General features: G+C 68.3%; 25 protein-coding genes. 15 read left to right on the forward strand and 10 right to left on the reverse strand.

All coding sequences use genetic code 11. The features are described 5' to 3' along the window. Window positions 1–28: 28 nt before the first annotated feature. On the forward strand, window positions 29–1,213 hold the full coding sequence (locus tag WKC72_RS12525) for an Ig-like domain-containing protein (protein WP_370182783.1): 1,185 nt from the start codon (window positions 29–31) through the stop codon (window positions 1,211–1,213). A 348-nt stretch (window positions 1,214–1,561) separates the two neighbouring features. On the opposite strand, the gene WKC72_RS12530 is transcribed toward WKC72_RS12525, so the two are convergent. The 4 genes from WKC72_RS12530 to WKC72_RS12545 form a co-directional block, all read right to left on the reverse strand. Continuing rightward, window positions 1,562–2,308 carry an SDR family NAD(P)-dependent oxidoreductase gene (locus WKC72_RS12530; RefSeq protein ID WP_037237881.1) on the reverse strand — a complete coding sequence of 249 codons (747 nt, stop codon included), beginning with the start codon at window positions 2,306–2,308 and terminating at the stop codon, window positions 1,562–1,564. Window positions 2,309–2,317: 9 nt separating this feature from the next. Beyond that, window positions 2,318–3,265 (reverse strand): TauD/TfdA dioxygenase family protein, encoded by a 948-nt coding sequence (locus WKC72_RS12535; protein ID WP_370182785.1) that lies wholly within the window; start codon window positions 3,263–3,265, stop codon window positions 2,318–2,320. A gap of 173 nt (window positions 3,266–3,438) precedes the next feature. Continuing rightward, window positions 3,439–4,737 carry an MFS transporter gene (locus tag WKC72_RS12540; protein ID WP_370182786.1) on the reverse strand — a complete coding sequence of 433 codons (1,299 nt, stop codon included), beginning with the start codon at window positions 4,735–4,737 and terminating at the stop codon, window positions 3,439–3,441. Between the two features lie 84 nt (window positions 4,738–4,821). After that, a complete protein-coding gene (locus tag WKC72_RS12545) occupies window positions 4,822–7,257 on the reverse strand; it encodes a penicillin acylase family protein (protein ID WP_370182788.1) in 2,436 nt (811 codons plus the stop codon). A gap of 482 nt (window positions 7,258–7,739) precedes the next feature. Here WKC72_RS12545 and WKC72_RS12550 point away from each other — a divergent pair, with 482 nt between their 5' ends. Beyond that, entirely contained in the window at window positions 7,740–9,014 is a 1,275-nt protein-coding gene (locus WKC72_RS12550) for an ROK family transcriptional regulator (RefSeq protein WP_037237877.1), read from the forward strand. Window positions 9,015–9,103: 89 nt separating this feature from the next. Here WKC72_RS12550 and WKC72_RS12555 read toward each other — a convergent pair whose 3' ends face one another. Then, window positions 9,104–9,691, reverse strand: coding sequence for a DUF742 domain-containing protein (locus WKC72_RS12555; RefSeq protein WP_370182790.1), 588 nt, complete (start codon window positions 9,689–9,691; stop codon window positions 9,104–9,106). Between the two features lie 120 nt (window positions 9,692–9,811). Here WKC72_RS12555 and WKC72_RS12560 point away from each other — a divergent pair, with 120 nt between their 5' ends. After that, window positions 9,812–10,477 (forward strand): cysteine hydrolase family protein, encoded by a 666-nt coding sequence (locus WKC72_RS12560; protein WP_128641554.1) that lies wholly within the window; start codon window positions 9,812–9,814, stop codon window positions 10,475–10,477. Here the strand turns inward: WKC72_RS12560 and WKC72_RS12565 are convergent. Together WKC72_RS12565 and WKC72_RS12570 are read right to left on the reverse strand one after the other, a co-directional pair. Further along, window positions 10,470–11,498 carry a tocopherol cyclase family protein gene (locus WKC72_RS12565; RefSeq protein WP_370182791.1) on the reverse strand — a complete coding sequence of 343 codons (1,029 nt, stop codon included), beginning with the start codon at window positions 11,496–11,498 and terminating at the stop codon, window positions 10,470–10,472. The two genes, WKC72_RS12560 and WKC72_RS12565, sit on opposite strands and share 8 nt — an antisense overlap. A gap of 3 nt (window positions 11,499–11,501) precedes the next feature. Continuing rightward, entirely contained in the window at window positions 11,502–11,906 is a 405-nt protein-coding gene (locus WKC72_RS12570; RefSeq protein ID WP_370182792.1) for a PaaI family thioesterase, read from the reverse strand. A gap of 63 nt (window positions 11,907–11,969) precedes the next feature. On the opposite strand from WKC72_RS12570, the gene WKC72_RS12575 reads away from it, so the two are divergent. Continuing rightward, window positions 11,970–12,614 (forward strand): hypothetical protein, encoded by a 645-nt coding sequence (locus tag WKC72_RS12575; protein ID WP_268789720.1) that lies wholly within the window; start codon window positions 11,970–11,972, stop codon window positions 12,612–12,614. Here WKC72_RS12575 and WKC72_RS12580 read toward each other — a convergent pair. Continuing rightward, window positions 12,551–13,324, reverse strand: coding sequence for a PIG-L family deacetylase (locus WKC72_RS12580; RefSeq protein ID WP_112301760.1), 774 nt, complete (start codon window positions 13,322–13,324; stop codon window positions 12,551–12,553). The two genes, WKC72_RS12575 and WKC72_RS12580, sit on opposite strands and share 64 nt — an antisense overlap. Before the next feature lie 56 nt (window positions 13,325–13,380). Between WKC72_RS12580 and WKC72_RS12585 the strand changes: the two genes are divergently transcribed. The 8 genes from WKC72_RS12585 to WKC72_RS12620 all read left to right on the forward strand — a co-directional run bounded on the left by WKC72_RS12585 (window position 13,381) and on the right by WKC72_RS12620 (window position 21,786). Further along, window positions 13,381–14,583 (forward strand): MFS transporter, encoded by a 1,203-nt coding sequence (locus WKC72_RS12585; RefSeq protein WP_370182793.1) that lies wholly within the window; start codon window positions 13,381–13,383, stop codon window positions 14,581–14,583. Then, entirely contained in the window at window positions 14,529–15,356 is an 828-nt protein-coding gene (locus WKC72_RS12590; RefSeq protein ID WP_370182794.1) for an alpha/beta fold hydrolase, read from the forward strand. Before WKC72_RS12585 ends, WKC72_RS12590 begins: the two co-directional genes overlap by 55 nt. Window positions 15,357–15,368: 12 nt before the next feature. After that, complete coding sequence (mshA, locus tag WKC72_RS12595) at window positions 15,369–16,727, forward strand: D-inositol-3-phosphate glycosyltransferase (RefSeq protein WP_174233883.1); 1,359 nt, start codon at window positions 15,369–15,371, stop codon at window positions 16,725–16,727. Next, the gene (locus WKC72_RS12600) at window positions 16,724–17,215 is read left to right on the forward strand and encodes a YbjN domain-containing protein (protein WP_112301762.1); all 492 of its coding nucleotides are present in this window, start codon (window positions 16,724–16,726) and stop codon (window positions 17,213–17,215) included. Before mshA ends, WKC72_RS12600 begins: the two co-directional genes overlap by 4 nt. Before the next feature lie 150 nt (window positions 17,216–17,365). Beyond that, complete coding sequence (locus WKC72_RS12605; RefSeq protein ID WP_370182796.1) at window positions 17,366–18,958, forward strand: AMP-binding protein; 1,593 nt, start codon at window positions 17,366–17,368, stop codon at window positions 18,956–18,958. Window positions 18,959–19,001: 43 nt separating this feature from the next. Further along, on the forward strand, window positions 19,002–19,757 hold the full coding sequence (locus tag WKC72_RS12610) for a phosphoglyceromutase (protein WP_174233884.1): 756 nt from the start codon (window positions 19,002–19,004) through the stop codon (window positions 19,755–19,757). 149 nt (window positions 19,758–19,906) lie between these two features. Continuing rightward, the gene (locus WKC72_RS12615) at window positions 19,907–21,100 is read left to right on the forward strand and encodes a cell wall metabolism sensor histidine kinase WalK (protein WP_037237858.1); all 1,194 of its coding nucleotides are present in this window, start codon (window positions 19,907–19,909) and stop codon (window positions 21,098–21,100) included. Beyond that, on the forward strand, window positions 21,097–21,786 hold the full coding sequence (locus tag WKC72_RS12620) for a response regulator transcription factor (RefSeq protein ID WP_005251956.1): 690 nt from the start codon (window positions 21,097–21,099) through the stop codon (window positions 21,784–21,786). Before WKC72_RS12615 ends, WKC72_RS12620 begins: the two co-directional genes overlap by 4 nt. 86 nt (window positions 21,787–21,872) lie before the next feature. Here WKC72_RS12620 and WKC72_RS12625 read toward each other — a convergent pair whose 3' ends face one another. Beyond that, window positions 21,873–22,208, reverse strand: a complete 336-nt coding sequence (locus WKC72_RS12625) for a hypothetical protein (RefSeq protein WP_370182798.1) — start codon at window positions 22,206–22,208, stop codon at window positions 21,873–21,875. 69 nt (window positions 22,209–22,277) lie between these two features. Continuing rightward, complete coding sequence (locus tag WKC72_RS12630) at window positions 22,278–23,063, reverse strand: hypothetical protein (RefSeq protein ID WP_112301764.1); 786 nt, start codon at window positions 23,061–23,063, stop codon at window positions 22,278–22,280. A gap of 66 nt (window positions 23,064–23,129) precedes the next feature. Between WKC72_RS12630 and WKC72_RS12635 the strand changes: the two genes are divergently transcribed. From WKC72_RS12635 to WKC72_RS12645, 3 genes are read left to right on the forward strand one after another with little or no spacing between them, the layout of a single operon-like run. Then, on the forward strand, window positions 23,130–24,083 hold the full coding sequence (locus WKC72_RS12635) for a Ppx/GppA phosphatase family protein (protein WP_009474743.1): 954 nt from the start codon (window positions 23,130–23,132) through the stop codon (window positions 24,081–24,083). After that, window positions 24,080–25,282 (forward strand): hypothetical protein, encoded by a 1,203-nt coding sequence (locus tag WKC72_RS12640; RefSeq protein ID WP_370182799.1) that lies wholly within the window; start codon window positions 24,080–24,082, stop codon window positions 25,280–25,282. The genes WKC72_RS12635 and WKC72_RS12640 overlap by 4 nt, the downstream gene beginning before the upstream one ends. Before the next feature lie 7 nt (window positions 25,283–25,289). After that, the gene (locus tag WKC72_RS12645) at window positions 25,290–26,231 is read left to right on the forward strand and encodes a sugar phosphate isomerase/epimerase (RefSeq protein WP_052033243.1); all 942 of its coding nucleotides are present in this window, start codon (window positions 25,290–25,292) and stop codon (window positions 26,229–26,231) included. Window positions 26,232–26,332: the final 101 nt, after the last annotated feature.

Consider the following 26,332-nt stretch of genomic DNA (forward strand, 5'->3'; position numbering starts at 1 on the left):
GGTCCGTAGCGCAGGTAACCTGTTAGCTGTGCATGAACTGGGTTCTCGGACAAGTCGGTCGCGCGTCGCGTTGATCGCGACGGCGCTGATCGCGTTTCTCGTTCTGCTGACCGGATGCACGGTCGGCACCGAGTCGGGAACCGCCACCGCGCCGCCCGAGCCGGCGGTCGAGGTCACCCAGAATCCGGCGTCGGGCACCGAGGACGTCAATCCGGTGGCGCCGATCTCCGCGACCGCGTCGCAGGGCACGTTCACCGACATCTCCCTCGTCAACGCCGACGGGCGTGCCGTGCAGGGTGTGCTGTCACCCGACCGGACCACGTTCACCGTCGGGGAGGCGCTGGGCTACGGCGCCACGTACACGTGGAAGGGCACGGCGCTCGGCACCGACGGCAAGTCCGTCGCCGTCGACGGCAGCTTCACCACGGTCGAGCCCGACGAGACGATCGGCGCCACCCTCAACATCGGCGACGGTCAGGAAGTGGGGATCGCCGCCCCAATCATCGTCCAGTTCCACGAGTCGATCGAGGACAAGGCGGCGGTCGAGAAGGCGATGACCGTCACGACGAACCCGCCCACACCCGGCTCGTGGGCGTGGCTGCCCGACGACAACGGGTCGCGCGCACACTGGCGCCCGCAGAACTACTGGGCGCCCGGCACCACCGTGAGCCTCGACGCCAAGCTGTACGGACTGGACTTCGGCGACGGAGCGTACGGCGCGGAGGATCTGTCGCTGAACTTCACCGTCGGGCGCAGCCAGATCGTGATCGCGAACGCGCCGAGCCACCGCATGCAGGTGGTGCGCGGCGGCGAGACCATCATGGACATCCCCGTCAGCTACGGCGAAGGCAACGAGGCCCGCAACGTCACCCGCAGCGGCATCCACATGGTGACCGAGAAGCACGAGGACTTCCTCATGTCCAACCCGCCGTTCTACGAGAACGTGCGCGAGCGCTGGGCGGTCCGCATCTCCAACAACGGTGAGTTCATCCACGCGAACCCCGAGACCATCGGCGTCCAGGGTTCGTCGAACGTCACCAACGGCTGCATCAACCTGTCCCTCGAGGACGCCCAGCAGTACTTCGGCACCGCGATGTACGGCGATCCCGTCGAGGTGACCGGAACGTCCATCGACCTCTCGGCCGCCGACGGCGACATCTACGACTGGGCCGTCAGCTGGCCCGAATGGCAGTCTCTCTCCGCCCTCGCATAGGTGAGTGGCAATGGGTGCCCGGGCACCCATTGCCACTCACGTGCGGTGCCTGACCCGATCGACGAACTTTTTTTCGCACCCGGTGGAACCGAAACCGGGGCCGCCGCGTCTACCTGAATGAGGACGCGTCGACGGCGCCGTGTTCTCGGTTCACACAACTGTGGGGAGTCGTCCGCTGTCGAGGGGTCGACGGACGACCCCGACAGTCCGTTTCGGTCGAAAGTCGTTGATCGGCAGGGGGCTGTGGGATGGGATGGATGTTGCTGGGGGTCGTGACGATAGTGGCGGGACTGTGGACCGTGGTCCTGGTGCTCGAACACCAGGACCGGCGGACAGCCGCGAACGCGTCTACGTCGTGCGGTGAAAACGCCCGGACGAAGCCTGATCTCGTGGCTTGACGACGATCTGGTCGATGTTCACATGGGAGGGTCGCGACGCGACGAACCCGACGACGTCCGCGACATCCGCGGCGACGAGCGGGGTGATTCCCTCGTAGACCTTGTCGGCACGCTCCTGGTCGCCTTCGAATCGCACCAGCGAGAACTCGGTTTCCACCGCGCCAGGCGCGATTTCGGTGAGACGGACCGGCTTGCCGAGCAGTTCTCCGCGCAGCGTGCGGTGCAGGACGCCCTCCGCGTGCTTGGCGGTCGTGTATCCGGAACCGTTGTCGTACGCCTCGAGCGCGGCCAGCGACGTGATGGTGACGACCAGACCGTCACCCGACTCGATCAACTTCGGCAGCAGCGCCTTGGTGATCCGAAGGGTCCCCAGGACGTTGGTCTCCCACATCCACCGCCAGTCGTCGAGATCGGCCTCGGCGACGGTGGCCAGTCCCTTGGCGCCGCCCGCATTGTTCACGAGCACGTCGACCCTCGGCAGTACCGCACTGAACGCGTCCACGGAATCCTGGTCCGTGACGTCGAGTTCGAGTGCGGTACCGCCGATGTCTTCGGCGATCTTCTCCAGACGATCCAGTCGCCGGGCCCCGATGACCACATGAAATCCCTGCGCGGCCAGGGTGCGGGCGGTGGCTTCTCCGATTCCGGAGCTCGCCCCGGTGACGACGGCGATGCGGGTGTCAGGTGAAAAGGTCATGCCGACATGTTAGGGCTCGTCGATGACGGAGTAGCCACTCGCGTCGCCGGCGACGCTGCGGCTGCGCTCGCCCCGGATGTCGACGGGGACGTCGCCGGCCAGGGTGATGCGGTTGAGTCGCCGGTACTGGTCGTCGTAGTCGGCGACGGCGTAGTGCTGAGTGGCACGGTTGTCCCAGATCGCGACGTCGCCCGACTGCCAGTTCCACCGGGTCGTGAACTCGAGCGAGATCGCGTGATCCTGCAGAACCCGGAAGAGTGCCTGCGACTGGGTGCTGCTCAGACCGACCAGGCTCTTGACGAAGTGACCGAGCAGCAGTGTGCGCTCACCGGTCTCGGGGTGCACCCGCACCACCGGGTGCTCCGTCTCGAAGTAGGTGGACTGGAACTCGGCGCGGTACTCCTTCGACTTCTCGTCCTGCGCGCGTTCCGCGCTGGTCGCCGCGTAGTCGTAGACGTTGGTGTGCGTCGCCCACAGGTTGTCGGCGAGGACTTTCAGCGGTTCGGGCAGCGCGTTGTAGGCGGCGACACCCGACGCCCAGGTGGTGGATCCGCCGTACGTGGGGAGTTGCACGGCGCGCAGGATCGACGCCTTCGGGATGCGATCGACGAACGTGACGTCGGTGTGCCAGCTGTTGGCCTTGCCGTAGTCGGAGTCGATGGGCAGCACCTTGGTGCCGCGCGACGTGACGGTCGGATGCGCCGTGGTGGGGGAGCCGAGAAGCTCCGCGAACTCGTACTGCGAGTCGTCGGTCAGGTGTTCCTGGCCACGGAAGAAGATCACCTTGTGCTCGAGCAGGGCCTGGCGGATGAGCGACACGGTGGAGGGGTCGAGGTTGCCGCCGAGCCGGACGCCGTCGATCCGGGCGCCGATGTGGGCGCCGAGCTTGACGACGCTCGCAGTGTTCTGGGAACCCTCGGCGTCTGTCACGTGCTCGGGCGCGAAATCGATGGACATGGTGAGCCTTTCGGATACCGGAGACGGTGTGGAGTCCCGTAACCGAACCATCGGGCAGTGTGTCGCCGGAAGGATTTACGTCACCCTGATCGCAACGGGCGGGTGCGCGGAACGACGTCGCCGCCGCACCGGGAGGCGGTGCGGCGGCGACGGGAGCGTCGATCGTGTCGGCGCTACGCGGCGGCGCGAACCTTCCGTGTGATCGCGATGACGCAGAGCAGGCTGAGCAGTGTGACCGCGGTGAGGTACAGGCTGATCGGTGCCGACGAACCCCAGTTCGCGTACAGCGCGGCGGCCACGGTCGGGGCCAGGCCGCCGCCGAGAACCGAGCCGATCTGGTAGCCGAGCGACGCACCGCTGTACCGGACCTCGGCGCTGAACAGTTCGGTGAACAGTGCTGCGATCGGCCCGTAGACGATGCCCATGAACACGGCCGTGCCGAGGAGGGCGAGCATCGTCACCGCGGGGTTCCCGAGGTCGATCAGCGGGAACAGTGCGGCCGCCCAGACGGTCAGCCCCACCGAGCCCGTGACGAGGAGTCGCCGCCGGCCGTACCGGTCGGACAGCATCGACGCGACGGGGATGACGATCAGCCACACGAACGAGGCGATCAGTGTGAAGACGAGCACGAGTGTCTTGCTCATGCCGAGGACCTTCGTCGAATAGGACAGCAGGTACGCCATGAAGATGTAGCCGACGGTGTTGATGCCGATGAACGCGCCTGCGGCCAGAAGTACTTCGCGCAGGTTCTCCCGCAGGACGGTGACGATCGGCAGTCGTTGGTCGCGGTGGGTGCTCTTGACCTTCTCGAAGTCGGGGCTCTCGGTGATGGTGAACCGGATGACAAGACCCATCAGCACCATCACCGCGCTGGCCAGGAACGGCACCCGCCAGCCCCAGGACAGGAACGCTTCCTCGCTGAGGCTCGTCGACACCCCCAGGAACACGAGATTCGCCAGGATCAGGCCGCCGGGCACACCCATCTGCGGGAAGCTCCCGTAGAAGCCCTTCCTGTTGGCGGGTGCGTGCTCCACCGCCATCAGCACTGCGCCGCCCCATTCCCCGCCGACGCCGATTCCCTGCACGAAACGCAGGGTGACCAGCAGGATCGGCGCCCACACGCCGATGGTGGCGTACGTGGGGAGCAGTCCGATGCCGACGGTCGCGCCGCCCATCAGCATCAGGGACAGGACGAGCATGGACTTGCGTCCGATGCGGTCACCGAAGTGGCCCATCACGACGCCGCCGATCGGCCGGGCGATGAAGCCGACGGAGAACGTCGCGAACGCGGCCAGTGTGCCCGCGATGGACGAGAAGGACGGGAAGAACAACGGGCCGAACACGATTGCCGCGGCCATGCCGTAGATGAAGTAGTCGTACCACTCGATGGCGGTCCCGATGAGACTGGCGCCGGCCACCTTCAGCGGCCGGACGGGCGCCTGCGGTGTCACGGAGATCTGGGTGGAGGTCATGTCGATTCCTTCGAGGGCGCCGGGGCGGCGGACGTGCCGCCCCGGCGGGGTGATGACGGGATGCCTACCGAACTGCCGAGCCCACTAGTTCTGCGTCACCTCGCTGGACTTGTTCGCGTCGACCGACTGTTCGGTCAGGTTGTCGGTCTTGCACTGGAAGTTCCGGTACATGTCCATCTGGTCGCTGTAGTGCCGTGAACGCGTGCCGTCCGGTGCGATGAACCCGCTCTGGCCGGGCGGCCCGACGGTGCAGAGGTCGGCGATGCCGTCGCCGAGCACGATGCGGTCGTTCTGGGTACCACGGTTCATGTACGGCGACAGGGACAGCACCTCGTCGCTACCGGCCTGGGGGACGCCCAGGTAGTTCTTGTAGTCGAACCGATTCGCGGCGACCGGCATCTTCCAGCCGGCGGGGTCGGGGCCCTGCTCGGTGCGCAGCCGGTCCATCGCCTGGCCGAACGTCGAACGGAGGACGGACATCCGGTCCGCTCCGTTGAAGAAGTCGGTGGTCTGTGGAACTCCGGACTCGTCGCCGCGCAGGGCGTTGTAGACGAGTTTCGTCGCCTCGGCGGGACGCGCGGTGCCCGCGGAGGGGTACACCTTGGCCGCGTACGAGGCGTACACGTCTTCCGGCAGGTCGTCCCGGATCACCGTGTCGAACAGGATCGGCAGCCACGTGCGCATGATCGCCGGTTGCGGGTCGTCGTACACGCCGTCCGCGTTGTCGTCGGTGGCCTGTCCGTCCCAGTCGCGGAGCATGTTCACGCCCGCGGCGACAGGGTCGCTGCCCGGCAGTTGCTCGGTGGCCTGCGCCAGGTACGGCAGCAGATAGTCGACGTTGAGGTCGGCGAACGACGCCTGCCGGTTGATGTCCCAGATCTCGCCGGGGGTGAACTTGTCCTTGGCCTCGAGGCGAGTGGTGATCGCTCGCACGCGGTCGACGGGGGACCAGTTGTAGCCGTCGGCGAGTGCGCCGGCCGCGGATTGATTGTTCCAGTTGGCCAGATAGCCCTGCTCGGGGTTGTACGACTGCGGGTTCTCCTCGAAGGGGCGGATGCCCTCCCACTCCATGCTGCCGTCACCGATCGCCGGAAGTCGAAGGTCCTGGTCGGCAGGGCGGACCGGCAGTCGACCGGGGGAGACGTACCCGATGTTTCCCTGGTTGTCGGCGTAGTACCAGTTGATGGTGATGGCCACCTTCTTCGCCTGCTCGAGGAACTCGTCCCAGCTCGTGGCCTTCATGATGTCGATCCAGGCGACCAGCGACTGGATCTCGTATCCCGCCCAGCTCTCCTTCAGGGAGTAGGCACTGCCGTTCGGGGTGTCGAAACTGGTGACGCGGCCGTGCACCGTCGAGTAGACGGGGTACGCGACGTCCGGTCCGCCCCGCACCTCGATCGTCTCGTTCCGCACCTCCATCGGGCGGTATTCGCCGTCGTACCGGTACGCGTGCTCGTTCGAGGGGTCGAGCACTTCCTGATAGACGTCGTTGACGTCGAGCGGCCCGGCGGTCGCTCCCCACGAGATCGTCTTGTTGGTGCCGAACAGAACGGTCGGGACGGCATAGGGGGTGTTTCCCGCAACGTCGAGGCCGGCGCCGTGCAAACCGACGCCGTACACGTAGGACGGGTTGAACCAGCCGAACTGCGGTCCGTTCATCAGAATGGATGTGCCGTCGGCGGTCTTGTCGGCGCCGACCATCCAGAGGTTGCTGGCCTCGGGTTTCATGTGCGGCCATTCGCCTCCGCCGGCGTTCTTCATCCGGGTCAGATTCGCGTCGGGCAGAGCCTGCGTGACGTCGGAGAGCCCCGCTTCCTGTGACATCGCGTGCGGCCCGTCGTCGGGCGAAGTCGACTCGTCGCGGGGGACCGTCGTCGGGGCGCCGGGATCTTCCTCGGCCCAGATCAGCTGGTCGAAGAGCTGCCTGCCCTTCTCGTCGCCGTTCTTCGCCTGCAGGCTCTTCAGGACCTGGAGGTTCGCGAGTTCGCTGCTCGACTGGGAGAACCTGTTGGCCATGGTCTGCACCCAGACCATGGCCACGTCGTACCCGGTCCAGTGCTCGGGCCGGAAGTCGCCGTCCAGGAACTGCTTCGGCATCAGGTGTGCCGGATCTGCGCCGACCTCGTCGATCCGCTTGTTGAACCCCTCGGCGTAGCCCTCGAAGATGTCGCGTTCAGTCTGCGGGAGTCGGGCCAGCTGATCCTTGATCGACTGTGGATCGATGCTGTTGCGCGCCGTCTTGTCGATTTCGACGTAGTCGGGTCCGAGCACCTCGGCCGCCGTGCCGATCGACGACCGCTTGGCCATCTCCATCTGGAACAGCCGATCCTCGGCGACCGAGTAGCCGTATCCGGAGTACAGCGCGCGCGTGGTGTCGGCGTACACGTGGGGGATTCCGTAGCCGTCCCTCTTCACCGTGATCCCGGTTCCGGGGGAGTCCTGCGTTCCGGTGGCCGAGCAGGCCGTCAGCAGCACGCTGAGTCCGACGCCCAGGGCGAGCAGCGCCTTCGTCGTCTTCATCGACAGCCTCGGTTCCGGTCGGTGGCAGACCGGTGTCGATCACATCGATACATCTCGCTCCTATAACCGTACGTTCGGTTGGTATCCCGGCGTATTGTGTCGTGAAACACGATTGCCGTCAAGAGTGGTGATGCTCTCCGATGCGCGCCGCAGGCGGCGCCTCGCAATGGCGGGAACTGCGGAAGTGGCGCGGCGCGGAGCTACACGCCGACGCGCCCTCCGATTGGTGAAACCGACCGAAGCTGCTAGTTTCGTGTCATGTCTTCAGGCCAGTCGACCGCTCCGCGGGTCACCTATGTGACTTCCGCGCTGGGCTCGCGGCTGCCCTTGGCGCGGGAACTGTGTTGTCGCTGTCTCAGCATCTGCAGCTAATTCGCGCAGTCTTCTCCTGATCGATCGTCCTCGGTCGTCCCACTCTCCGATGGGACGGATGCAGCGTTCGGACGAAGGTGCGCACCGCCTCCGCTTGCAAGGACTGCCACGTGTCTACCCCCACTCTTTCCAGCCCCACCCGGACCGGCTCCGCATCTCGATTCCAGCGGCCCGTGTCCCGTCCCCGTCTCCACATCGTTCCCCCCGAGCTGCGGATCAGCGACGGCCCGGCCGCCGGTGTTCTGCGGGTGGCCCGGTCTCGCGGGCCGCTGTCCAGGGATGTCGCCGCGAAAGCGACCGGCCTGAGCATCGCCACCGTCAACCGTCAGGTGTCGGCGCTTCTCGACCTCGGGCTGCTGCGCGAACGCGGCGACCTCACGCCGTCCGGCGCCATCGGTCGTCCGCGCGTTCCGTTCGAGGTCAACCACGAGCCCTACCTGACGGTGGGCATCCACATCGGCGCGGTCGTGACCAGCATCATCGCCAGCGACCTGCGCGGGAAGGTCCTCGGCGCGGTCGAGGTACCCACCCCGCAGGGAGCATCCGCCGACGCACTCGCCGGCATCGCACGCAGCGCGCGGGCCTTCGCCTCCCGCTGGCACCGGCGTCGCCCGCTGTGGGCGGGTGTCGCACTCGGCGGTCGCGTCGATCCGCAGACCGGTGTCGTCGACCATCCCCGGCTGGGATGGAAGTCCGCCCAGGTCGGTGCCATCATCGCCACCGGACTCGGGTTGCCCGTCTCCGTCGCGGCGCACGTCGAGGCGATGGCCGCGTCCGAACTGCTGCTGAGCCCGGACAGCGAAGACGGTGTCGCGCAAGGCGAAACGGGCCTGTACTTCTACGCCCGCGAGACCGCAGGCATCGCGATCACGATCGACGGCCGCGTCCACACGCCGTCGAGCGGTCCCGGTTCCATCGCGCATCTGCCGACCGGCTCGTCGGCGCAGTGCTCGTGCGGTTCACGCGGGTGCCTCGAGGCGACGATCAGCGATCGCGCGGTCATCTCCGCCGCCCTCGATGCGGGCATCCTCCCGGAGTCCAACCAGCGGCCGACGATGAGCGCCCTCTACAAGGCCGCGTCCTCGGGTTCCGTTCCCGCGCACGAGCTTCTGGTGGAACGCGCTCAGGTGCTCGGGAAGACGGTGGCCATGCTGCGGGACCTGTTCAACCCGGACCGGGTGATCCTCGGAGGTCAGGCGTTCACCGAGTACCCGGCAGGTATCCCGCACGTCGCGGAGGCCTTCGCGCAGGCGTCGTCGCTGGAGCGCAGGGACATTCGCATTTCCGGCTTCGGCAACCGGGTGCAGGAGTACGCCTCGACGGTCGTGTCGCTGAGCACGATCTACTCCGATCCGGTCGGAGCGATGCGCCGGACATCGAACTAGCGTCACAGCAATTCGTCAGCCGCACGGGCAATAGTCTGTGCGGCTGACGAATTCGTGTGTGTCCGTCCGGGCGCTCACCCCGGCGGGTCTCAGAGTTTGCGCAGCCCGTCGAGGACGCGTTCCATCAGTTTCCGGTCCGGGCCGGTGGACCCGGCCGTCTCGTTGACGGTGACCGCCCCGGCCGCGGCGAGGTCGCCGACGAGTACGCGCGCGACCCCGAGCGGGATCGACGCGAGCGACGCGATCTCGGCCACCGACCGCGGTTCCGAGCACAGCGCGAGGACGCGGCGCAGTTCGTCCGGCGCCGGCATCCCGTCCACGACGGTGTCCCCGTCCGGGCGGGCGACGATGAGCGCCTCCAGTGGCAGATCGACCCCGGACTCGGTCCGACCGCCCGTGAGGATGAACGGCCGGACGATGGAGACGGTGTCCTCGGGCGTCACCCACTCGGTGGACTCGGCGGCAGGACTGTCGATGGTCTCGGGGGCCTGGCCGGCGGGTTCGGGAGCGGGTTCCACCTGCTCGGGGGCGGCCTCGGCCGGGCCGGGCTCCACCCACTCGGTCGACTGCGGCGGGCTCGGGTCCTGGTCTTTCCTGGCGCTGCGGCGCCGGCCGGCTGATCCGAAGCGCGCCCCTGTCGCGCCGATCAACGGCCAGTTCTCATCGCTCACAGTCATCGGTTGGGACCCTTCTCGCACTACCCCACCCACTCCATGGTCCCAAACCCTCGGTTCGGGTGAATGAACCGGTCCCTGTGATTCCGGCTACAGGGTGCGCGCGAGCGTTAGATTTGCTGCGTGACCCATTGGCGGCAGAACTCGGATCCGTTCCTCGCTCCCGATCTCGGCCGGTCCGCGCTGCTCGTCGTCGACACACAGGTGGACTTCGTGGACGGCGGGGCCGCCCCGATTCCGGGCACCTCGGCAGTGCTGCCCGCGATCGCGCGTCTCGTGGACGCCTACCGGGAGGCCTCGGCCCCGATCGTGCACGTCGTCCGGTTGTACGAGGGCGACGACGTCGACCTGTGCCGGCGCCGCGTGATCGCGGCCGGATTCGACCTCGCCAGACCGGGCACCGCGGGCTCCCAGGTGGCGCCGGAGCTGGGCGTGCCACCGCTCGATCCCGAGTCGCTCCTCGGCGGCGGCCTCCAGGCCGTATCTCCGGCCGAGCACATTCTGTTCAAGCCCAGGTGGAGTTCGTTCTACCGCACCGAACTCGACGATCGCCTGCGCCAGTGGGGGGTCGACACCGTGGTGATCGCGGGATGCAACTATCCCAACTGCCCGCGCGCCACGATCTTCGATGCCAGCGAACGGGACTACAAGGTGCTCGTCGCGGCCGACGCGATCTCGGGCGTCGATGCGCGTCACCTGGAGGAGGCCGGGCGAATCGGGGTTCTCCACGCGGAGACCGACGAGATCGTCGAGGCGTTGCAGCCACCCGAGCTCGAGGTGATCAGCTGAGCGGCGGCGCCGATGTCGCGTCCGGCGGCGCACCCCGCCTGCGCAGCTCCGCGCGCGCCCGCTCGATCCCGCCGTGTTCCAACGCGGCGAGTGGTGATTCGTCGGCCCAGACGAGCTCTCCCCGACGGCGGACCGTGACACTCATCGAGCCCGCGAGGTGCTCGAGGGCGCCGGGGATGTTGCGACGCTCGGCGGGGAGCGGAACCGGCAGCACGTGCGCCGAGCCCAGCGGGGAACCGCCCTCGATCTCGACGCTCCAGGTGCCGCGGCCCCGCAACGACCACCGCTCGTCCGTGACGTGCGCCCGGACGGGGGACGTGACCGGATTGCCGAGGCGGACCACCGTGCCGTCGGGCAGCGCGACGACGACGGCCGTGACCTCGGTGCGCAGTCCACCCGCGGTGACCTCGCCGCCTGCGAACGCGACACACGCCTGCCGGTCGGCGAAACCCTGGGCCTGGCCCCACCACCAGGAGTCGGGGAATCCGCCCTTACCCCAATTCTTTTCGCCGTAGACCTGGGCGCCGTCGAGGTCGATCTCGGTGCCGCCCAGCACGGCTGTTCCCTCGGCCCGTCCGCCGAGCAGCCACGGGTGCCAGTACTGGTTCAGCGCGGGCACGGTCTGGAACACACTCGATCCGCCGAGCCTGCGTCGCGGCCACGGGACCTGGGCGCCGACCCGGACGTCGAGGCGGGCGTCCGGGCCGAGATCCACCTTCACGCGGTCGACGGACCCGCGGAACGCGTCGCCCGCGAACGCGCCGAGTCCGGCCGGGTTGGCACAGCCCTCCGGATGCGCGGCGGTTCGCAGGAACCGGGTGGGGTGACCGGCGAGACCGAGCGTCGCCCAGTGCCCGTCCGCGGCGCGGTTGATTCCCGCCAGCGCGATGACGACCTGTCCCGTCGCGGGCTGGGTGAACCGCCAGAAATAGCCTTCCATCGCGACGTCGTGCGCGGCGAGGACGTTGCCGAACGGCAGATCCGCTCCCGTGGCGCGGTACGCCCGCAGCAGTCGCGACATCGGTCAGCTTCCCGGCTGAGGGTGCAGCACTTCCTGTGACTGCGTCACCTGCGCCACGAGCCGGTGCTCGTCGTCGCGCAGTTCGGTGACGACGGCGACCGTGGTTCGGCCGGCGTGCAGCGGACGCGCGGTCGCGGTGACGGTGCCCTTGCGCACACCGCGGGTGAACACCGTGCTCGAACTCGTGGTCGACGTGGACGCTCCGGCCGGAAGGTTGAGAAACGCGCAGACGGCGCCGACACTGTCGGCGAGCGTCATCAGCGCCCCGCCGTGCATGCCGCTTCCCGCGGTGGTGCGGTGCTGGTCCCATTCGAGGTGCCCGACGACCTCCTCGGGTGCGGCCTTGGTGAGGCGAACCCCGGTGTGCACGGCGAACGGCATGGTCGCGACGAGATCAGCGGGATCCATACCCGTGGATGCTAGGCGCGGAACCGAACCCGCGCAGGCGGTTCGCGGGGCTAGATTGGCGGCATGTCCAGTCTGTCGGAAGCCGCCCGCCGGTCGGGCCGGGCACGGGGGAGTGCCGCCGCGGTGGTCGGATTCTTCGCCGCAGCCTGGTTCGCCTGGGCCATGGCCGTCGACCTTCCCCGCCCCCTCACCGCGCTCCTCGACGCAGCCATCGTGGTGGCGCTCGTCGTCGCCGTGCTGGGAGCGGTGCTCGCCGTGCGTAGTCCGACCGAGAGTTCCGCGTTGGCGGACCGGGCGGTACGCCGGCGGTACACCCTCGTGGTGGTGATCGAGTTCGCGGTGATCTGGGCGGGCGCAGCCGTTCTCGGAAACACGGGTCTGTCGGCGTGGATTCCGGTCTGGGTGTGCTTCGCCGTCGGCGTGCACTTCGTGCCGTTGGCCGGCGTCCTCGGCGAGGCGTCGCTGACCGTGCTCGGTGCGCTGCTCGTCGTGGTCGCCGCGGCCGGGCTCCTCCTGGGTCTGACGACGACGGTGGCACCCGGCACGGTGACCGGGATCGGGGCGGGCGGATGCCTCCTCGCCGCAGCGGTCCTCACCCTGGCGGGAAAGAGGTTCTCCGGCAGGAGGACACCAGGGCCGGTCGATCAGAGGGGCAGCGAAGACTCCGCGAGCCCGGCCGGCGCCCCGCGACGGCGGAACCATTCCTGACCGAACGCCGCCCGCAACTGCTCCTCGGGCATCTGCAGGAACGGGCCGAAATCCCCGATCTGGGTGGCGTGCGCGTGCATCGCGGCGCGCTTGGCGTCCATGGCCGAGGTGACGTCCACGACCGTGGTGATCTCGGAGTCCGGCAGACCGAACGTGTCGAGGTCCGGTGGCTGGGCGTTCTCGGACCACTCCGGATTCGCGGCCATGAGTCGCCGGACGTGGTCGCGGCTGACGGCGGCCTCGTAGACGTGCGGCACACCGGCGAGTTCGGCGGCCCGGATGCCCACGTGATGCACCTGGACATGGTCCGGATGGCCGTAGCCACCGTTGGGGTCGTAGATGGTGACCACGTCGGCGGATTCCTCGACGAGGATCGCGGCCAGCCGGGCGGCGGCCTCCTCGACGTCGACGTTGCAGAACGCGGCGGGATTCTCGTTTTCCGGCGTTCCGGCCATCCCGGAATCCGCGTAGTGCAGCAACACCACACGCTGGGCGCCGAGCAGCGACGTCGACTCCTCCAGCTCGCGGCGCCGACGCTCGGCGAGTGATTCGCCTTCGGTCAGGATTCCCTCGGGGGCCTCGCCGAGCGCTCCGTCCGTCGCGGTGACCACGACGACGCGATGACCGGCGTCGGCGGCCTGACGCATCACGCCGCCCGTGGTGAACACTTCGTCGTCGGGATGGGCGTGGAAACACACCAGGACACTCATGAGCGCAATACTTGCACGTGCTGGAAGTCGCGGCCACGATCTGTGAGGCTCGACGCGTGCTCGGTACCTATCGTCAGATCTTCGCCGCCCCCGGCTCCGCAGCGTTCTCCGCCGCAGGATTCGTTGCGCGCGTGCCGATCGCCATGGTCGGCATCGGCATCGTCACGATGCTGTCCGAACTGCGCGGCGACTACGCACTGGCCGGTGCCCTCGCCGCGGTGTTCGCGCTGACGTACGCGTTCATCACGCCGGTCGTGTCCCGGGCGGTGGATCGGTACGGGCAGTCCCGCGTCCTTCCCGTCGCGTCGGGGATCAGCGCGACATCCATCGCCGCGATGCTGCTGTGCGTCCGGTTCGGGACGCCCGACTGGGTGCTGTTCGTGTGGGCCGTTCCCGCCGGCTGCATGCCCACGATCGGTGCGATGGTGCGCGCCCGCTGGACCGAGCTGTACCGCGGCACGCCACTGCTGCGGACGGCATTCGCGTTCGAGGCCGTGGTGGACGAGCTGTGCTTCATCGCGGGACCGGTGGTCTCCGTCGGATTGTCCGTCACGGTGTTCCCCGAGGCGGGACCGCTCGCGGGGCTCGTCCTGCTGGTGGTCGGCACGCTCGCGCTCGTCGCTCAGCGTGGCACCGAACCACCCGTGCATTCGGCATCGCACGACGGACGCCCGTCCGTCGTCCGGACGCCCGCCGTGTGGATCCTCGTGGCAGTCATGGTGTCGATGGGCACCATCTTCGGTGTCGTCGACGTCGGTGCCATCGCCTTCACCCGAAGCCACGACGCACCCGCCTCCGCCACCGTGGTGCTGGCCCTCTTCGCGGCCGGTTCCGCTGTGGCAGGCATCGTGTTCGGCGCGATCCGGGTGTCGGCGTCGCTCCGGAAACAGCTGATGGTCGCGGTCCTCGCGGTGGCCGTCCTGACGATTCCGCTGCTGCTGGCCGACAGCATCCCGGCGCTCGCCGTCGCCTACGCGGTGGCAGGGATGACGGTGGCGCCGATCATGATCGCCACGACCGGTCTCGTCGAGCAGATCGTGCCCGCGGCCGCGCTGACCGAGGGCATCACCTGGATCGTCACCGGACTGGGTGTCGGCGTCGCCGTGGGGTCGGCACTCGCGGGCCGGATGATCGACGAATTCGGCACGACAGCGGGATACGCGGTGGCGGCGGGCGCCGCGCTGCTGGCCTCTATGGTGACCCCATGGCTATTCGTGAAACAGTCGGCGTCGACGGAACGCCCCTCGTCTACTCGGTGACCGGTGCCCCCGACGCGCGGGCCCTGGTACTCCTGCACGGTTGGGCGCAGTCCTCGAAGTGCTGGGGCCCCGCGGTGCTCGACGAACTTGCGGCCCGCTACCGCGTCATCGCCGTCGATCTGCGGGGGCACGGCTACTCGGGTGCGCCCCACACCGGCTACGACGACTCCGCGATCTGGGCCGGGGACGTCGACGCGGTGCTCACGGCCGAAGGCGTCACGTCCGGCGCCGTGCTCCTCGGCTGGTCCTACGGCGGCCTCGTGATCTGCGACTACCTGGCGTCTCACGGCACGGCCGCCGTCGACGGCGTGGTCCTCGTCGGAGCCATCACCAGCATCGGCCGGGGGGAGGCGGGCGGCAAGGTCGGTGCGGCGATGCGCGCGGCGATCCCCGGCGCGATGTCCGAGGAGCCGCGCGACGCCATCCGCGCGCTGGGCGCGTTCGGCAACGCGCTCATCGGACCGCCGGAAGGCAAGGGCGCACAGTCGCAGGCGCTGTTCGGGGCCGGCCTCGCCACCCCGCCCCGGGTGCGGGCCGCCCTCTTCAACCGGTCCGCGAGCCACGACGACCTGCTGCGGGCGCTCGACGTCCCGGTGCTCGTCCTGCACGGCACCGAGGACTCCGTCGTCGATGTCTCGGCTGGTAGGCACGCTGCAGAACTGATCCCGCAGGCGCGGGCGTCGTTCTGGGAAGGCTGCGATCACGGACCGTTCGTGGAGGATCCCGAGAGGTTCGTGAAAGAGGTCGGCGAGTTCGTCGACAACCTCGGTTAAAGGGGCCGATCGGTGAGGGAGCACTATGGAGTGGTGACGCCCATGCACAACTCGCGCCCCCGCAGGGTGGCCGTCCTCTCGGTCCACACCTCACCACTGGCGCAGCCCGGTACCGGCGACGCGGGCGGCATGAACGTCTACGTGCTGCAGTCCGCCATCCAGATGGCGCGTCGCGGCGTCGAGGTGGAAATCTTCACCCGGGCCACGTCCTCCGCCGACGCACCGGTCCAGGAAGCCGCGCCAGGGGTCCTCGTCCGCAACGTGGTGGCCGGCCCGTTCGAGGGGCTGGACAAGCAGGATCTGCCCACGCAGCTGTGCGCGTTCGTCGCCGGGGTGCTCCGTGAGGAGGCCCGCCACGAACCGGGCTACTACAACCTGGTGCACTCGCACTACTGGCTGTCGGGGCAGGTCGGGTGGCTCGCCCGCGACCGGTGGGGTGTGCCGCTCGTGCACACCGCGCACACGCTTGCCGCGGTCAAGAATCTGTCCCTGGCCGACGGCGACACCCCGGAACCGGCCGCCCGCCAGATCGGCGAGCAGCAGGTGGTGGCCGAGTCCGACCGGCTCGTGGCCAACACCACCGAGGAATCCGATCAGCTGGTGCGCCACTACGGCGCCGACCCGAACCGGATCGACGTGGTGGCGCCGGGCGCCGATCTGACGCGGTACCGGCCGGGCGACCGGACCGCCGCCCGGGCGAAGCTGGGGCTCGACCCGAGCGAGACCGTCGTGACGTTCGTCGGACGCATCCAGCCGCTCAAGGCGCCCGACGTCCTGCTCCGCGCTGCCGCCGAGCTGATCGCCCGAGATCCCGAATCGTCACTGCGGGTGCTCGTGGTCGGGGGCCCGTCCGGCTCCGGGCTGGCGCGGCCGGACGCGTTGATCGAACTCGCCTCCTCGCTCGGCATCGCGGCTCGGGTGACGTTCCTCCCGCCGCAGGCGCCCGATCGGCTCGTCGACGTGTACCGGGCCTCGGATCTCGTTGCGGTGCCGAGTTATTCGGAGTCGTTCGGGTTGGTTGCCATCGAGGCGCAGGCCTGCGGCACACCCGTGATCGCCGCGAACGTGGGCGGTCTCGGCGTCGCGGTCCGGCACGGCGAGACCGGGCTACTGGTGGACGGGCACCGCACCGAGGACTGGGCGACGGCGTTGCAGTCACTGGTCTCGGAGCCCGGCAGGCTCGCCGCACTGGCCGCCGAGGCTCCGCGCCACGCGGAGAATTTCTCCTGGGAACACACCGCCGACGGCCTCCTCGAGAGCTATCGGATGGCGACCGTCAACTACAACTACGGACACGGCCCCAGCGAATTCTCCCCGCGTCGCGGACGCGGATTGTGGAAGCTGCGCAGGGCCGGGGGAGTGCGCGCATGAGCGACCTGGCCGACGTGATCGAGTCCGCCCTGACCGAACGTGAGATGGACTTCACGAGGAAGGACTCGACGCACTTCATCGTCGAGTTGCCCGGCGAGCGCAAGCTCAAGACCACCACGCTCCTGACCGTCGGCAAGCACGGTCTGCGCGTCGAGGCGTTCGTCTGCCGCAAGCCCGACGAGAACTTCGAAGGCGTCTACAAGTACCTGCTGCGGCGCAATCGCCGGCTGTACTCGGTGGCGTACACGATCGACAAGATCGGCGACATCTACCTGGTCGGCCAGATCGCCGAGCACGCGGTGACCGCGGACGAACTGGACCGGATTCTCGGGCAGGTGCTCGAGGCGGCCGACGGAGACTTCAACACCCTCCTCGAGCTCGGTTTCGCCGGTTCCATCAAGCGTGAGTGGGAGTGGCGCGTCTCACGGGGGGAGTCGCTCGCGAACCTGAAACCGTTCGAGCATCTCATCGAGGACTCGCAGGCCTGAGTGCTGGTCGACCGCCCGCGGACGGAAAATACGCACGGGTAGAGTTGCGGCGAGCTTGTGACTGTTGTCACAGCTTAGGTACATGTGTCTGATGTTCACAGAAACTTGTACCGACAACTGCTGCTGCAACACTTCGAGGGAGAGGCCCCAGTGAGCTTCAAGAGCCCGTTTCCGGACGTCGAGATTCCGAACCTCAGTGTCTACGATTTCCTCTTCGGCCAGGTCGATACGGCCGATGGGGACCGGCCTGCGCTGATCGACGGTGCCTCCGGCGCGGTCACCACCTACCAGTCCCTCATCGCCCAGATCGACGGGGTGGCCGGGGCGCTGGCCGCCCGCGGTCTCGCGGTCGGTGAGGTGGTGGGTCTGCACTCGCCGAACGTGCCGGCGTTCGCGTCGGTGTTCCACGGGATCCTGCGTGCCGGTGGGGTCGCGACCACCATCAACGCCCTCTACACCGCGGAGGACATCGCCAAGCAGCTCACCGACTCGAAGGCGAAGTTCCTGTTCACCGTCTCCCCGCTGCTGCCGCAGGCGCAGGCCGCCGCGGCGAAGGTCGGGATCCCGGCGGGGAACGTGATCGTCCTCGACGGCGCCGACGGGCACCCGTCGCTGACCGATCTGCTGACCGAGGGCGCCCCCGCCCCCGACGTGTCGTTCGACCCGGCGACCCAGCTGGCGGTGCTGCCGTATTCGTCCGGGACCACCGGCCGGCCGAAGGGGGTGATGCTCACGCACCGCAACCTGGTGGCCAACGTGTGTCAGATCAACCCGCGGATGGGCATCGGCGCCGAGGACCGGCTGCTGGCGGTGCTGCCGTTCTTCCATATCTACGGCATGACGGTGCTGCTGAACGCGGCCCTGTTCAACCGGGCGAGCTTGGTGACGATGCCGAAGTTCGACCTCGTCGAATTCCTGAGAATCGTCTCCGGGCAGAAGTGCACGTATGTGTTCATCGCCCCGCCGGTCGCGGTGGCGCTGGCCAAGCACCCGCTGGTCGACGACTACGACCTGTCGAGTGTGCACTCGATCTTCTCCGGCGCCGCCCCGCTCGATCAGGAACTGGGCAAGGCCGTCGCCAACCGGCTCGGGTGCCGAGTCCGGCAGGGCTACGGGATGTCCGAGATGAGCCCGGTCTCGCATGCGATCCCGTTCGACCGCGACGACATCGCCCTGGACTCGGTCGGTCCGTCGATCGCGAACATGGAGTGCAAGCTCGTCGACCCCGGCACCGGTGAGGAGGTCGCCTACCCGGCCGAGGGCGTCAGCGAACCGGGTGAGTTGTGGTGCAAGGGCCCGAACATCATGGCCGGGTACCTCGGCAACGACGAGGCCACCGCGGAGACCCTGGACGGGGAGGGGTACCTGCACACCGGTGACATCGCGACCGTCGATTCCGAGGGGGTGGTGACGATCGTGGACCGGATGAAGGAGCTGATCAAGTACAAGGGCTACCAGGTGCCGCCGGCCGAGCTCGAGGCGTTGCTGTTGACGCATCCGCAGATCGCCGACGCCGCCGTGATCGGTGTCCTCGACGAGGAGGGTGAGGAGGTGCCGAAGGCGTTCGTCGTCAAACAGCAGGGCGCCGAGTTGGACGAGGCCGCGGTCATCGCGTTCGTCGCCGAGCGGGTGTCGCCGCACAAGAAGGTGCGCAGGGTCGAGTTCATCGACTTGGTGCCGAAGTCCGCCGCGGGCAAGATCCTCCGCAAGGATCTCCGGGCGAGCGAGGCCGGCCGGAGCTGACGGCAGGGGTTCACGGCGCGAGGGTTCCGGGAGGCATGCCAGGATGAACGGCATGAGTACCGGAACCCTTGTGCTGCTCCGCCACGGCGAGAGCGAATGGAATGCGCTCAACTTGTTCACCGGCTGGGTGGACGTCCACCTGACCGATAAGGGCATCGCCGAGGGCAAGCGTGCCGGCGAATTGCTGCTCGAGCACAACCTGCTCCCCGACGTGCTGTACACCTCGCTGCTGCGCCGCGCGATCAGCACCGCCAACATCGCGCTCGACACCGCTGACCGGCACTGGATTCCCGTCATCCGCGACTGGCGTCTCAACGAGCGCCACTACGGTGCCCTGCAGGGACGCAACAAGGCGCAGGTCAAGGACAAGTACGGCGACGAGCAGTTCATGCTGTGGCGCCGCAGCTACGACACCCCGCCGCCGCCGATCGAGGCAGGCAGCGAGTACAGCCAGGACACCGATCCCCGCTACGCGAACCTCGATGAGGTCCCGCTGACGGAATGCCTGAAGGACGTCGTCGACCGCCTGATCCCGTACTGGGAAGACACCATCTCCGCCGACCTGAAGGCCGGCAAGACCGTGCTGATCACGGCGCACGGCAACTCGCTGCGCGCCCTCGTCAAGCACCTCGACGGAATCTCCGACGAGGACATCGCGGGCCTGAACATCCCGACAGGCATCCCGCTGCGCTACGACCTGGACGAGAACCTGAAGCCGCTCAACCCCGGTGGCACGTACCTCGACCCCGAAGCCGCCGCCGCGGGCGCCGCCGCGGTCGCGAACCAGGGCGGGAAGTAACCCGTGCGCCCGGCCGGATGTCCCGTTCGCGGGACATCCGGCCAACAGCAGGTTAACTACGGACGAAGACTCCGGTTCCCGTGTGTGACGTGCGCGGAAATGCCTGGACCCTGCGTAACCGGCCCGCCGCGCGAACGTACGATTCAGGCGTGAGTGTTGTTCAAGCCGTCTTGCTTGCCATCGTGGGCGGCTTCGTCGGTTACCTCGTCGGTGGCGTGCTGATCCCCATGCTGTCCACCCGGCAGGCGCAGCGCATGGAAGAGAAGTCCGGGCTCACCATGTCGCAGGTCCTCGACCTGATCGTGCTGGCATCCGAGAGCGGCATCGCCGTGGTCGATCAGTTCCACGACGTCGTCCTGTTCAACCCCCGCGCGGAGGAGCTGGGCCTGGTACGGAACCGGCTCGTCGACGACCGCGCGTGGGTGGCGGCGCTCCGGGTCCTCGAAACCGGCGAACCCGTCGAGGTCGACCTGAGTACCAAGAACCCGCAGCGGGGACGCGATCGGATCGCGGTGCGCGGCACCGCACGTCTGCTCAGCAAGGAAGACCACAACTTCGTGGTCCTGTTCGCCGACGACGACTCCGAGCAGGTGCGGATGGAGGCGACCCGCCGCGACTTCGTCGCCAACGTCAGCCACGAACTCAAGACCCCGGTCGGCGCGATGGGCCTGCTGGCCGAGGCGCTCCTCGAATCGGCGGACGACCCCGAGTCGGTCCGGCACTTCGGCGAACGCGTGCTCAGTGAATCCGTCCGGCTCGGCAAGATGGTCACCGAACTGATCGCGCTGTCGCGGCTGCAGGGCGCCGAGAAACTGCCCGACCTCGAGGCCGTCTCCGTCGACGAGGTGGTGGACGAGGCGCTGCAGCGCTGCAAGATCTCCGCGGAAGCCGCCGGCATCGCCGTCACCACGGACCACAACAGCGGCTACGAAGTGCTCGGCGACCGCGCCCTGCTCGTCACCGCGCTGTCCAACCTGGTGCAGAACGCGATCGCCTATTCGCCGAAGGGCACGCCGGTGTCGGTGAGCCGGTCCATCCGCGGCGACAACGTGGCGATCTCGGTGACCGACCGCGGCGAGGGCATCGCCAAGGCCGACCAGGAGCGCGTGTTCGAACGCTTCTTCCGCGTCGACAAGGCGCGGGCACGCGCGACCGGCGGAACAGGGCTCGGACTCGCGATCGTCAAACACGTGGCCGCCAACCACAACGGATCGATCGACCTGTGGAGCAAGCCCGGAACAGGTTCGACGTTTACCCTGCAGATTCCTGCACACATCGAGACAGTGGACGCCGCGAGCGGAAACGTCGGGAAGAGAGAAATCGGTATGGAGGCCAAGCGATGACAAGTGTGCTGATCGTGGAAGACGAGGAGTCACTGGCCGACCCATTGGCATTCCTGTTACGCAAGGAAGGGTTCGAGACGACGATCGTCGGCGACGGACCGTCCGCGCTCGCCGAGTTCGATCGGGCCGGTGCCGACATCGTCCTCCTCGACCTCATGCTGCCCGGCATGAGCGGCACGGACGTCTGCAAGCAGCTCCGCAGCCGGTCCGGTGTCCCCGTCATCATGGTGACGGCACGGGACAGCGAGATCGACAAGGTGGTGGGCCTCGAACTCGGCGCCGACGATTACGTGACCAAGCCGTACTCGGCGCGGGAACTGATCGCCCGCATCCGCGCGGTGCTGCGCCGCGGCGTCGACAGCGAACTCGACGTCGCGCAGGACTCGGCCGTCCTCGAGGCGGGGCCGGTCCGGATGGACGTCGAACGTCACGTGGTCCAGGTGAACGGCGAGGCCGTCACGCTGCCGCTCAAGGAGTTCGACCTCCTCGAGTACCTGCTGCGGAACTCGGGCCGGGTGCTCACCCGCGGACAGTTGATCGACCGGGTGTGGGGCGCGGACTACGTCGGCGACACCAAGACCCTCGACGTACACGTCAAGCGTCTGCGCTCGAAGATCGAGACCGACCCGGCCAAGCCGGAACACCTCGTCACCGTCCGGGGACTGGGCTACAAGCTGGAGGCCTGAGCGGACGCCGATCCGCCACAACTGCAGACGAATTCGTCAGCCGCACAGGAAATTGACTGTGCGGCTGACGAATTGGTGGGAGCTTGTCAGAACGGGTTGTACACGTACACGCCGCGGAGCGGCGCCGAGATGATCTGCGTGATGGCATGCTCGCGACCCTGGTCGTCGAACTGCCTGCAGTAGACCGCGACGTAGTGTCCGTCGCCCTTGCACTCGATGACCCGGCTGGTTCCGTACGGGCTCAGCACCAGCGCCCGGTCACCCTTGTCGCCGAAGGCTCCCGGATCGAACGGTGCGACGAAGTTCGCGGTCTTGTCGTAGAAGGTGTTCCAGTCCGGGGTCGGCTGGGCGGACGCGGTCGGCGCGAGGGCGAGCGTCGCGGCGGCGGTCAACAGGGCACCGGTCAGAATTCGAGCGAACATTGTCTCTCCCGTCATGGCTGTGCCCGGAATGGGGCCGTGACGGGTAAATCGACCGATGGGTCTGATGCGTTACTCGGCGGCCTTCCGCTGGGCGGCCGCGGTGGCGGGGTGGACGGCGACGAGGCCGAGGCCGGCCCTGCGCTTGCACATCTTCGCCAACTCCGAGTACGCCGCCTTGCCGAGCAGTTCCGTCAGCTCGGGTGCGTACGACTGCCAGACGGCCTTGGCGCCGACGTGGGCGTCGGGGGAGCCGGAGCAGTACCAGTCGAGGTCCGAGCCGCCCTCACCCCAGCCGCGACGGTCGTACTCGCTGATGGTGGTCTTGAGGATCTGCTCGCCGTCCGGACGCTCGACCCACTCCTGGGTGCGGCGGATCGGGAGCTGCCAGCACACGTCGGGCTTGACCTCGAGAGGCTCGATCCCGCGCTTGAGGGCCATCGAGTGGAGCGCGCAGCCGACGCCGCCCTCGAAGCCGGGGCGGTTCAGGAAGATGCAGGCGCCGTGATAGCGGCGGGTGCGCAGCGCGGGCTCGTCCTCGAGGTCGTCCTCCTCGACGTAGCCCTTCTTGCCGAGACCCTTCTCCATGAACTGCCAGTCCTCGGGTGTGAGCAGCTTCACTGACTTGTTCAGCTTCTCCAGGTCCTCCTCGTCGGACAGGAACGCGCCGTGGGAGCAGCAGCCGTCGTCCGGTCGGTCGCCGATGATGCCCTGGCAGGCGGGGGTCCCGAACACGCAGGTCCAGTGGGAGAGCAGCCACGTCATGTCCGCGGCGATGATGTGCTCGGTGTTGTCGGGATCGGGAAATTCGACCCATTCGCGAGCGAAGTCGAGGGGTACTTCGGGGCTGGGTGTCATCTTGTGTGAACGCCCTGCTTTACGTGCTGTCACAAAGCCCGACGGTAGACCCAGTACCGTGTCAATGTGCGACTAGGGGTACTCGACGTCGGAAGCAACACCGTCCATCTTCTCGTAGTGGACGCCCACAGGGGCGGCCACCCCACACCGATGAGTTCGACCAAGTCGACTCTGCGGTTGGCAGAGAACACCGACGACCGGGGTGACATCACCTCCCAGGGTGCGGATCGCCTGGTCTCGACGGTGGCAGACTTCGCCAGCATCGCGAAGACGTCGGGGTGCGGTGAGCTCATGGCCTTCGCCACGTCCGCCGTGCGCGACGCCAACAATTCGGACGCCGTGCTCGAGCGGGTACACGCCGAGACCGGGGTGACGCTCGAGGTTCTGTCGGGTGTCGACGAGGCCCGGCTGACGTTCCTCGCCGTGCGCCGCTGGTTCGGGTGGAGCGCGGGCCGCATCCTGAACCTCGACATCGGAGGCGGATCCCTCGAGCTGACGACGGGTGGCGACGAGGACCCGGACGTCGCGCTGTCGCTGCAACTCGGCGCGGGACGGCTCACCCGGGACTGGCTCGAGGCCGACCCGCCGGGCAAGCGTCGTGTGGCGGTGCTGAGGGATTGGCTGGACGCCGAACTGACCGTCCCGTCGAAGGAACTGCGCGCGGCGGGGCAGTGGGATCGGGCCGTCGGCACGTCCAAGACGTTCCGCTCGCTGGCCAGGCTGACGGGCGCGGCGCCGTCCGGCGCGGGCCCGCGGGTAAAGCGCACCCTCACCGCCAGCGGTCTCAGGCAACTCATAGCTTTCATTTCGCGGATGACGGCCTCGGACCGTGCAGAATTGGAAGGGGTGAGCTCCGACAGGTCGCAGCAGATCGTGGCCGGAGCACTCGTTGCGGAGGCCAGCATGAGAGCACTGGGCGTGGAGGAACTGGAAATCTGCCCCTGGGCTCTGCGTGAGGGTTTGATCCTCCGCAAGCTCGATACGGAAATGGGCGGTGAATTGATGGTGGGTGCTCGATGACCGAGGACAGTCAGCAGATCTCTGTGTCAGAACTGCTCAAACGCAACGGGCAGCAGGTGGAGTCCCGGGGCGGGCGGCGTCGTCGCGGCGTCAAGGGGGGAATCTCCGTTGCCGAGCTGACCGGCGAAATCCCGGTGGTCCGGGATCCGTCCGATTCGCGGGCACTCGAACCCGACCCTGAACCGGAACCTGCCGCTCCCGAGCCGCCGCGCGCGCCCGCGCCGGCGGCGCCGTCCGTGCGCGCGGACGAGCGCACGGCAGCGTTCAAGGCTCCGGTCGACGACGACGAAGACGATGACGACGAGCCCATCGCCAGTCGCCCCGGCGGCCGCGGGCGCGGAGTGGTGTCGGGCGGGACGTCGCGTGAACACCAGGGAACCTGGGTGAGTCGATCCGTCCAGAAAGAACGGCCGGCACCCGAGGCCCCCGCGCCGGCGCCCACCGTGGCCGCCCCGGTCGTGAAGAAGCCGGAGCCCGCCCCGACCGTCGCCGCTCCCCGCGTGAAGCCGGCGGTGAAGGCCGGCACTCCGGCGGCCGGGGCCGAACCGGCGACGAAGGCCGAAGCACCCGCGAAGCCCGAGGCGACGGCGAAAACCGGAACCCCCGCCAAGGCGGGTAGCGCTGCACCGTCGAACGGCGCGTCGAAGTTCGTGAAGACGCCGAAGCCCGAGGCTCCCGCCAAGGCGAAGCCGGAACCTGCACTGCTGTCCGGCTCGACGCTGGCCGGCGACCTGATGCGGCAGTCCCGGGACTCGGACACGGCGAACGCGGGCGAGGAGACGGAACTCATCGAGGCCGCCACCGACGATGCGGACACGGAGAAGCACGAGGGCGACAAGCCCGAGAGTCCTCGCCGCTCCCGCAAGGAGGCGAAGGCCGAGAAGGCCGAGGCCGCGAAAGCGGAGAGGGCGGGCAAGAAGGACGAGGCAGGAGAGAACTCCACCCGGGAGTGGGCCGTCCTCATCGGTCAGGGTGTCGTAGCCGTGATCGCCGGGGCCCTGCTCTTCAAGGGTTTCGAGAAGTTGTGGGACGTCTTTCCGTGGGTCGCGCTGATTCTGGCGCTGCTCGTCATCGTGGGGCTGGTCGCGATGGTCCGCATCCTGCGTCGCACCGACGACATCACCAGCTTCGTGATCGCTGTCGTGGTCGGGATGATCGTCACTCTGGGGCCGTTAGCCTTCATGCTTGCGTCGGGCTGAGTTGCTCATGGTCGGGGACAGCGGGCACGGGCAGGTTCGACGGTCACCGCGCGGGCGGAAGGTACTGGTGGGCCTGTCGACGGCCTCGGTGTACCCGGAGAACACGGAAGCGGCGTTCCGGTACGCAGCCGATCTGGGATACGACGGCGTCGAACTGATGGTGTGGGCCGAATCGGTCAGCCAGGACATCGGGGCGGTGGCCGGGCTGGTGCGCAGGTACGCGATACCGGTGCAGGCGATCCACGCGCCGTGCCTGCTCATCTCGCAGCGGGTGTGGGGCGCCGACCCGGTCGCGAAGCTGGAGCGTTCCGTCCGCACCGCCGAGTCGCTCGGGGCGACGAGTGTCGTGGTGCACCCCCCGTTCCGCTGGCAGCGCCGGTACGCGGAGGGTTTCGCCGATCAGGTGGCCGACCTGGAACAGCGCAGTGACGTGATCGTCGCGGTGGAGAACATGTTCCCCATGCGGGCGGACGGTTTCTTCGGCAGCAAGGAGAGGTCGGCCCAGCGGCTCCGGAGACGGGGTGGACCGGGGGCGGCCCTGTCGGCGTTCAGCCCGTCCTACGACCCCACCGATTCGGGCCACGCCCACTACACCCTGGATCTGTCGCACACGGCCACGGCCGGCATGGATGCGATGAAGCTGGCGGAGCGGATGGGGGAGGGCCTCGCTCATCTCCATCTCGCCGACGGCCGGGGCGCGTCGATGGACGAGCACCTGATCCCCGGCCACGGCGCCCAGCCCTGCGCGCAGTTGTGCCGTCATCTCGTCGACACCGGATTCGACGGGCAGGCGGTGATCGAGATCAACACGCAGAACGCCCGGACGCAGCGGGAACGGTCCTCGATGCTCGCGCAGGCGCTGGCCTTCGCCCGTGAGCACCTCGAACCGGGCCGCGCTGCCTCGGGGTCGCCGCGCAGCCACTCCGGTGGCGATCACGACGACACCTGAGATTTCTGCCGCGGGCCTGCTGCGGTAAGCTCGTCGCCACATTGGATAGTTTCAGTATCTAGTTCTGGGTATCCGAAGTCGAGGGTCGACGAGCCGAAGGA

It is taken from the genome of Rhodococcus wratislaviensis, from assembly GCF_041228765.1.
GTDB classification, from domain to species: Bacteria; Actinomycetota; Actinomycetes; order Mycobacteriales; family Mycobacteriaceae; genus Rhodococcus_F; species Rhodococcus_F wratislaviensis.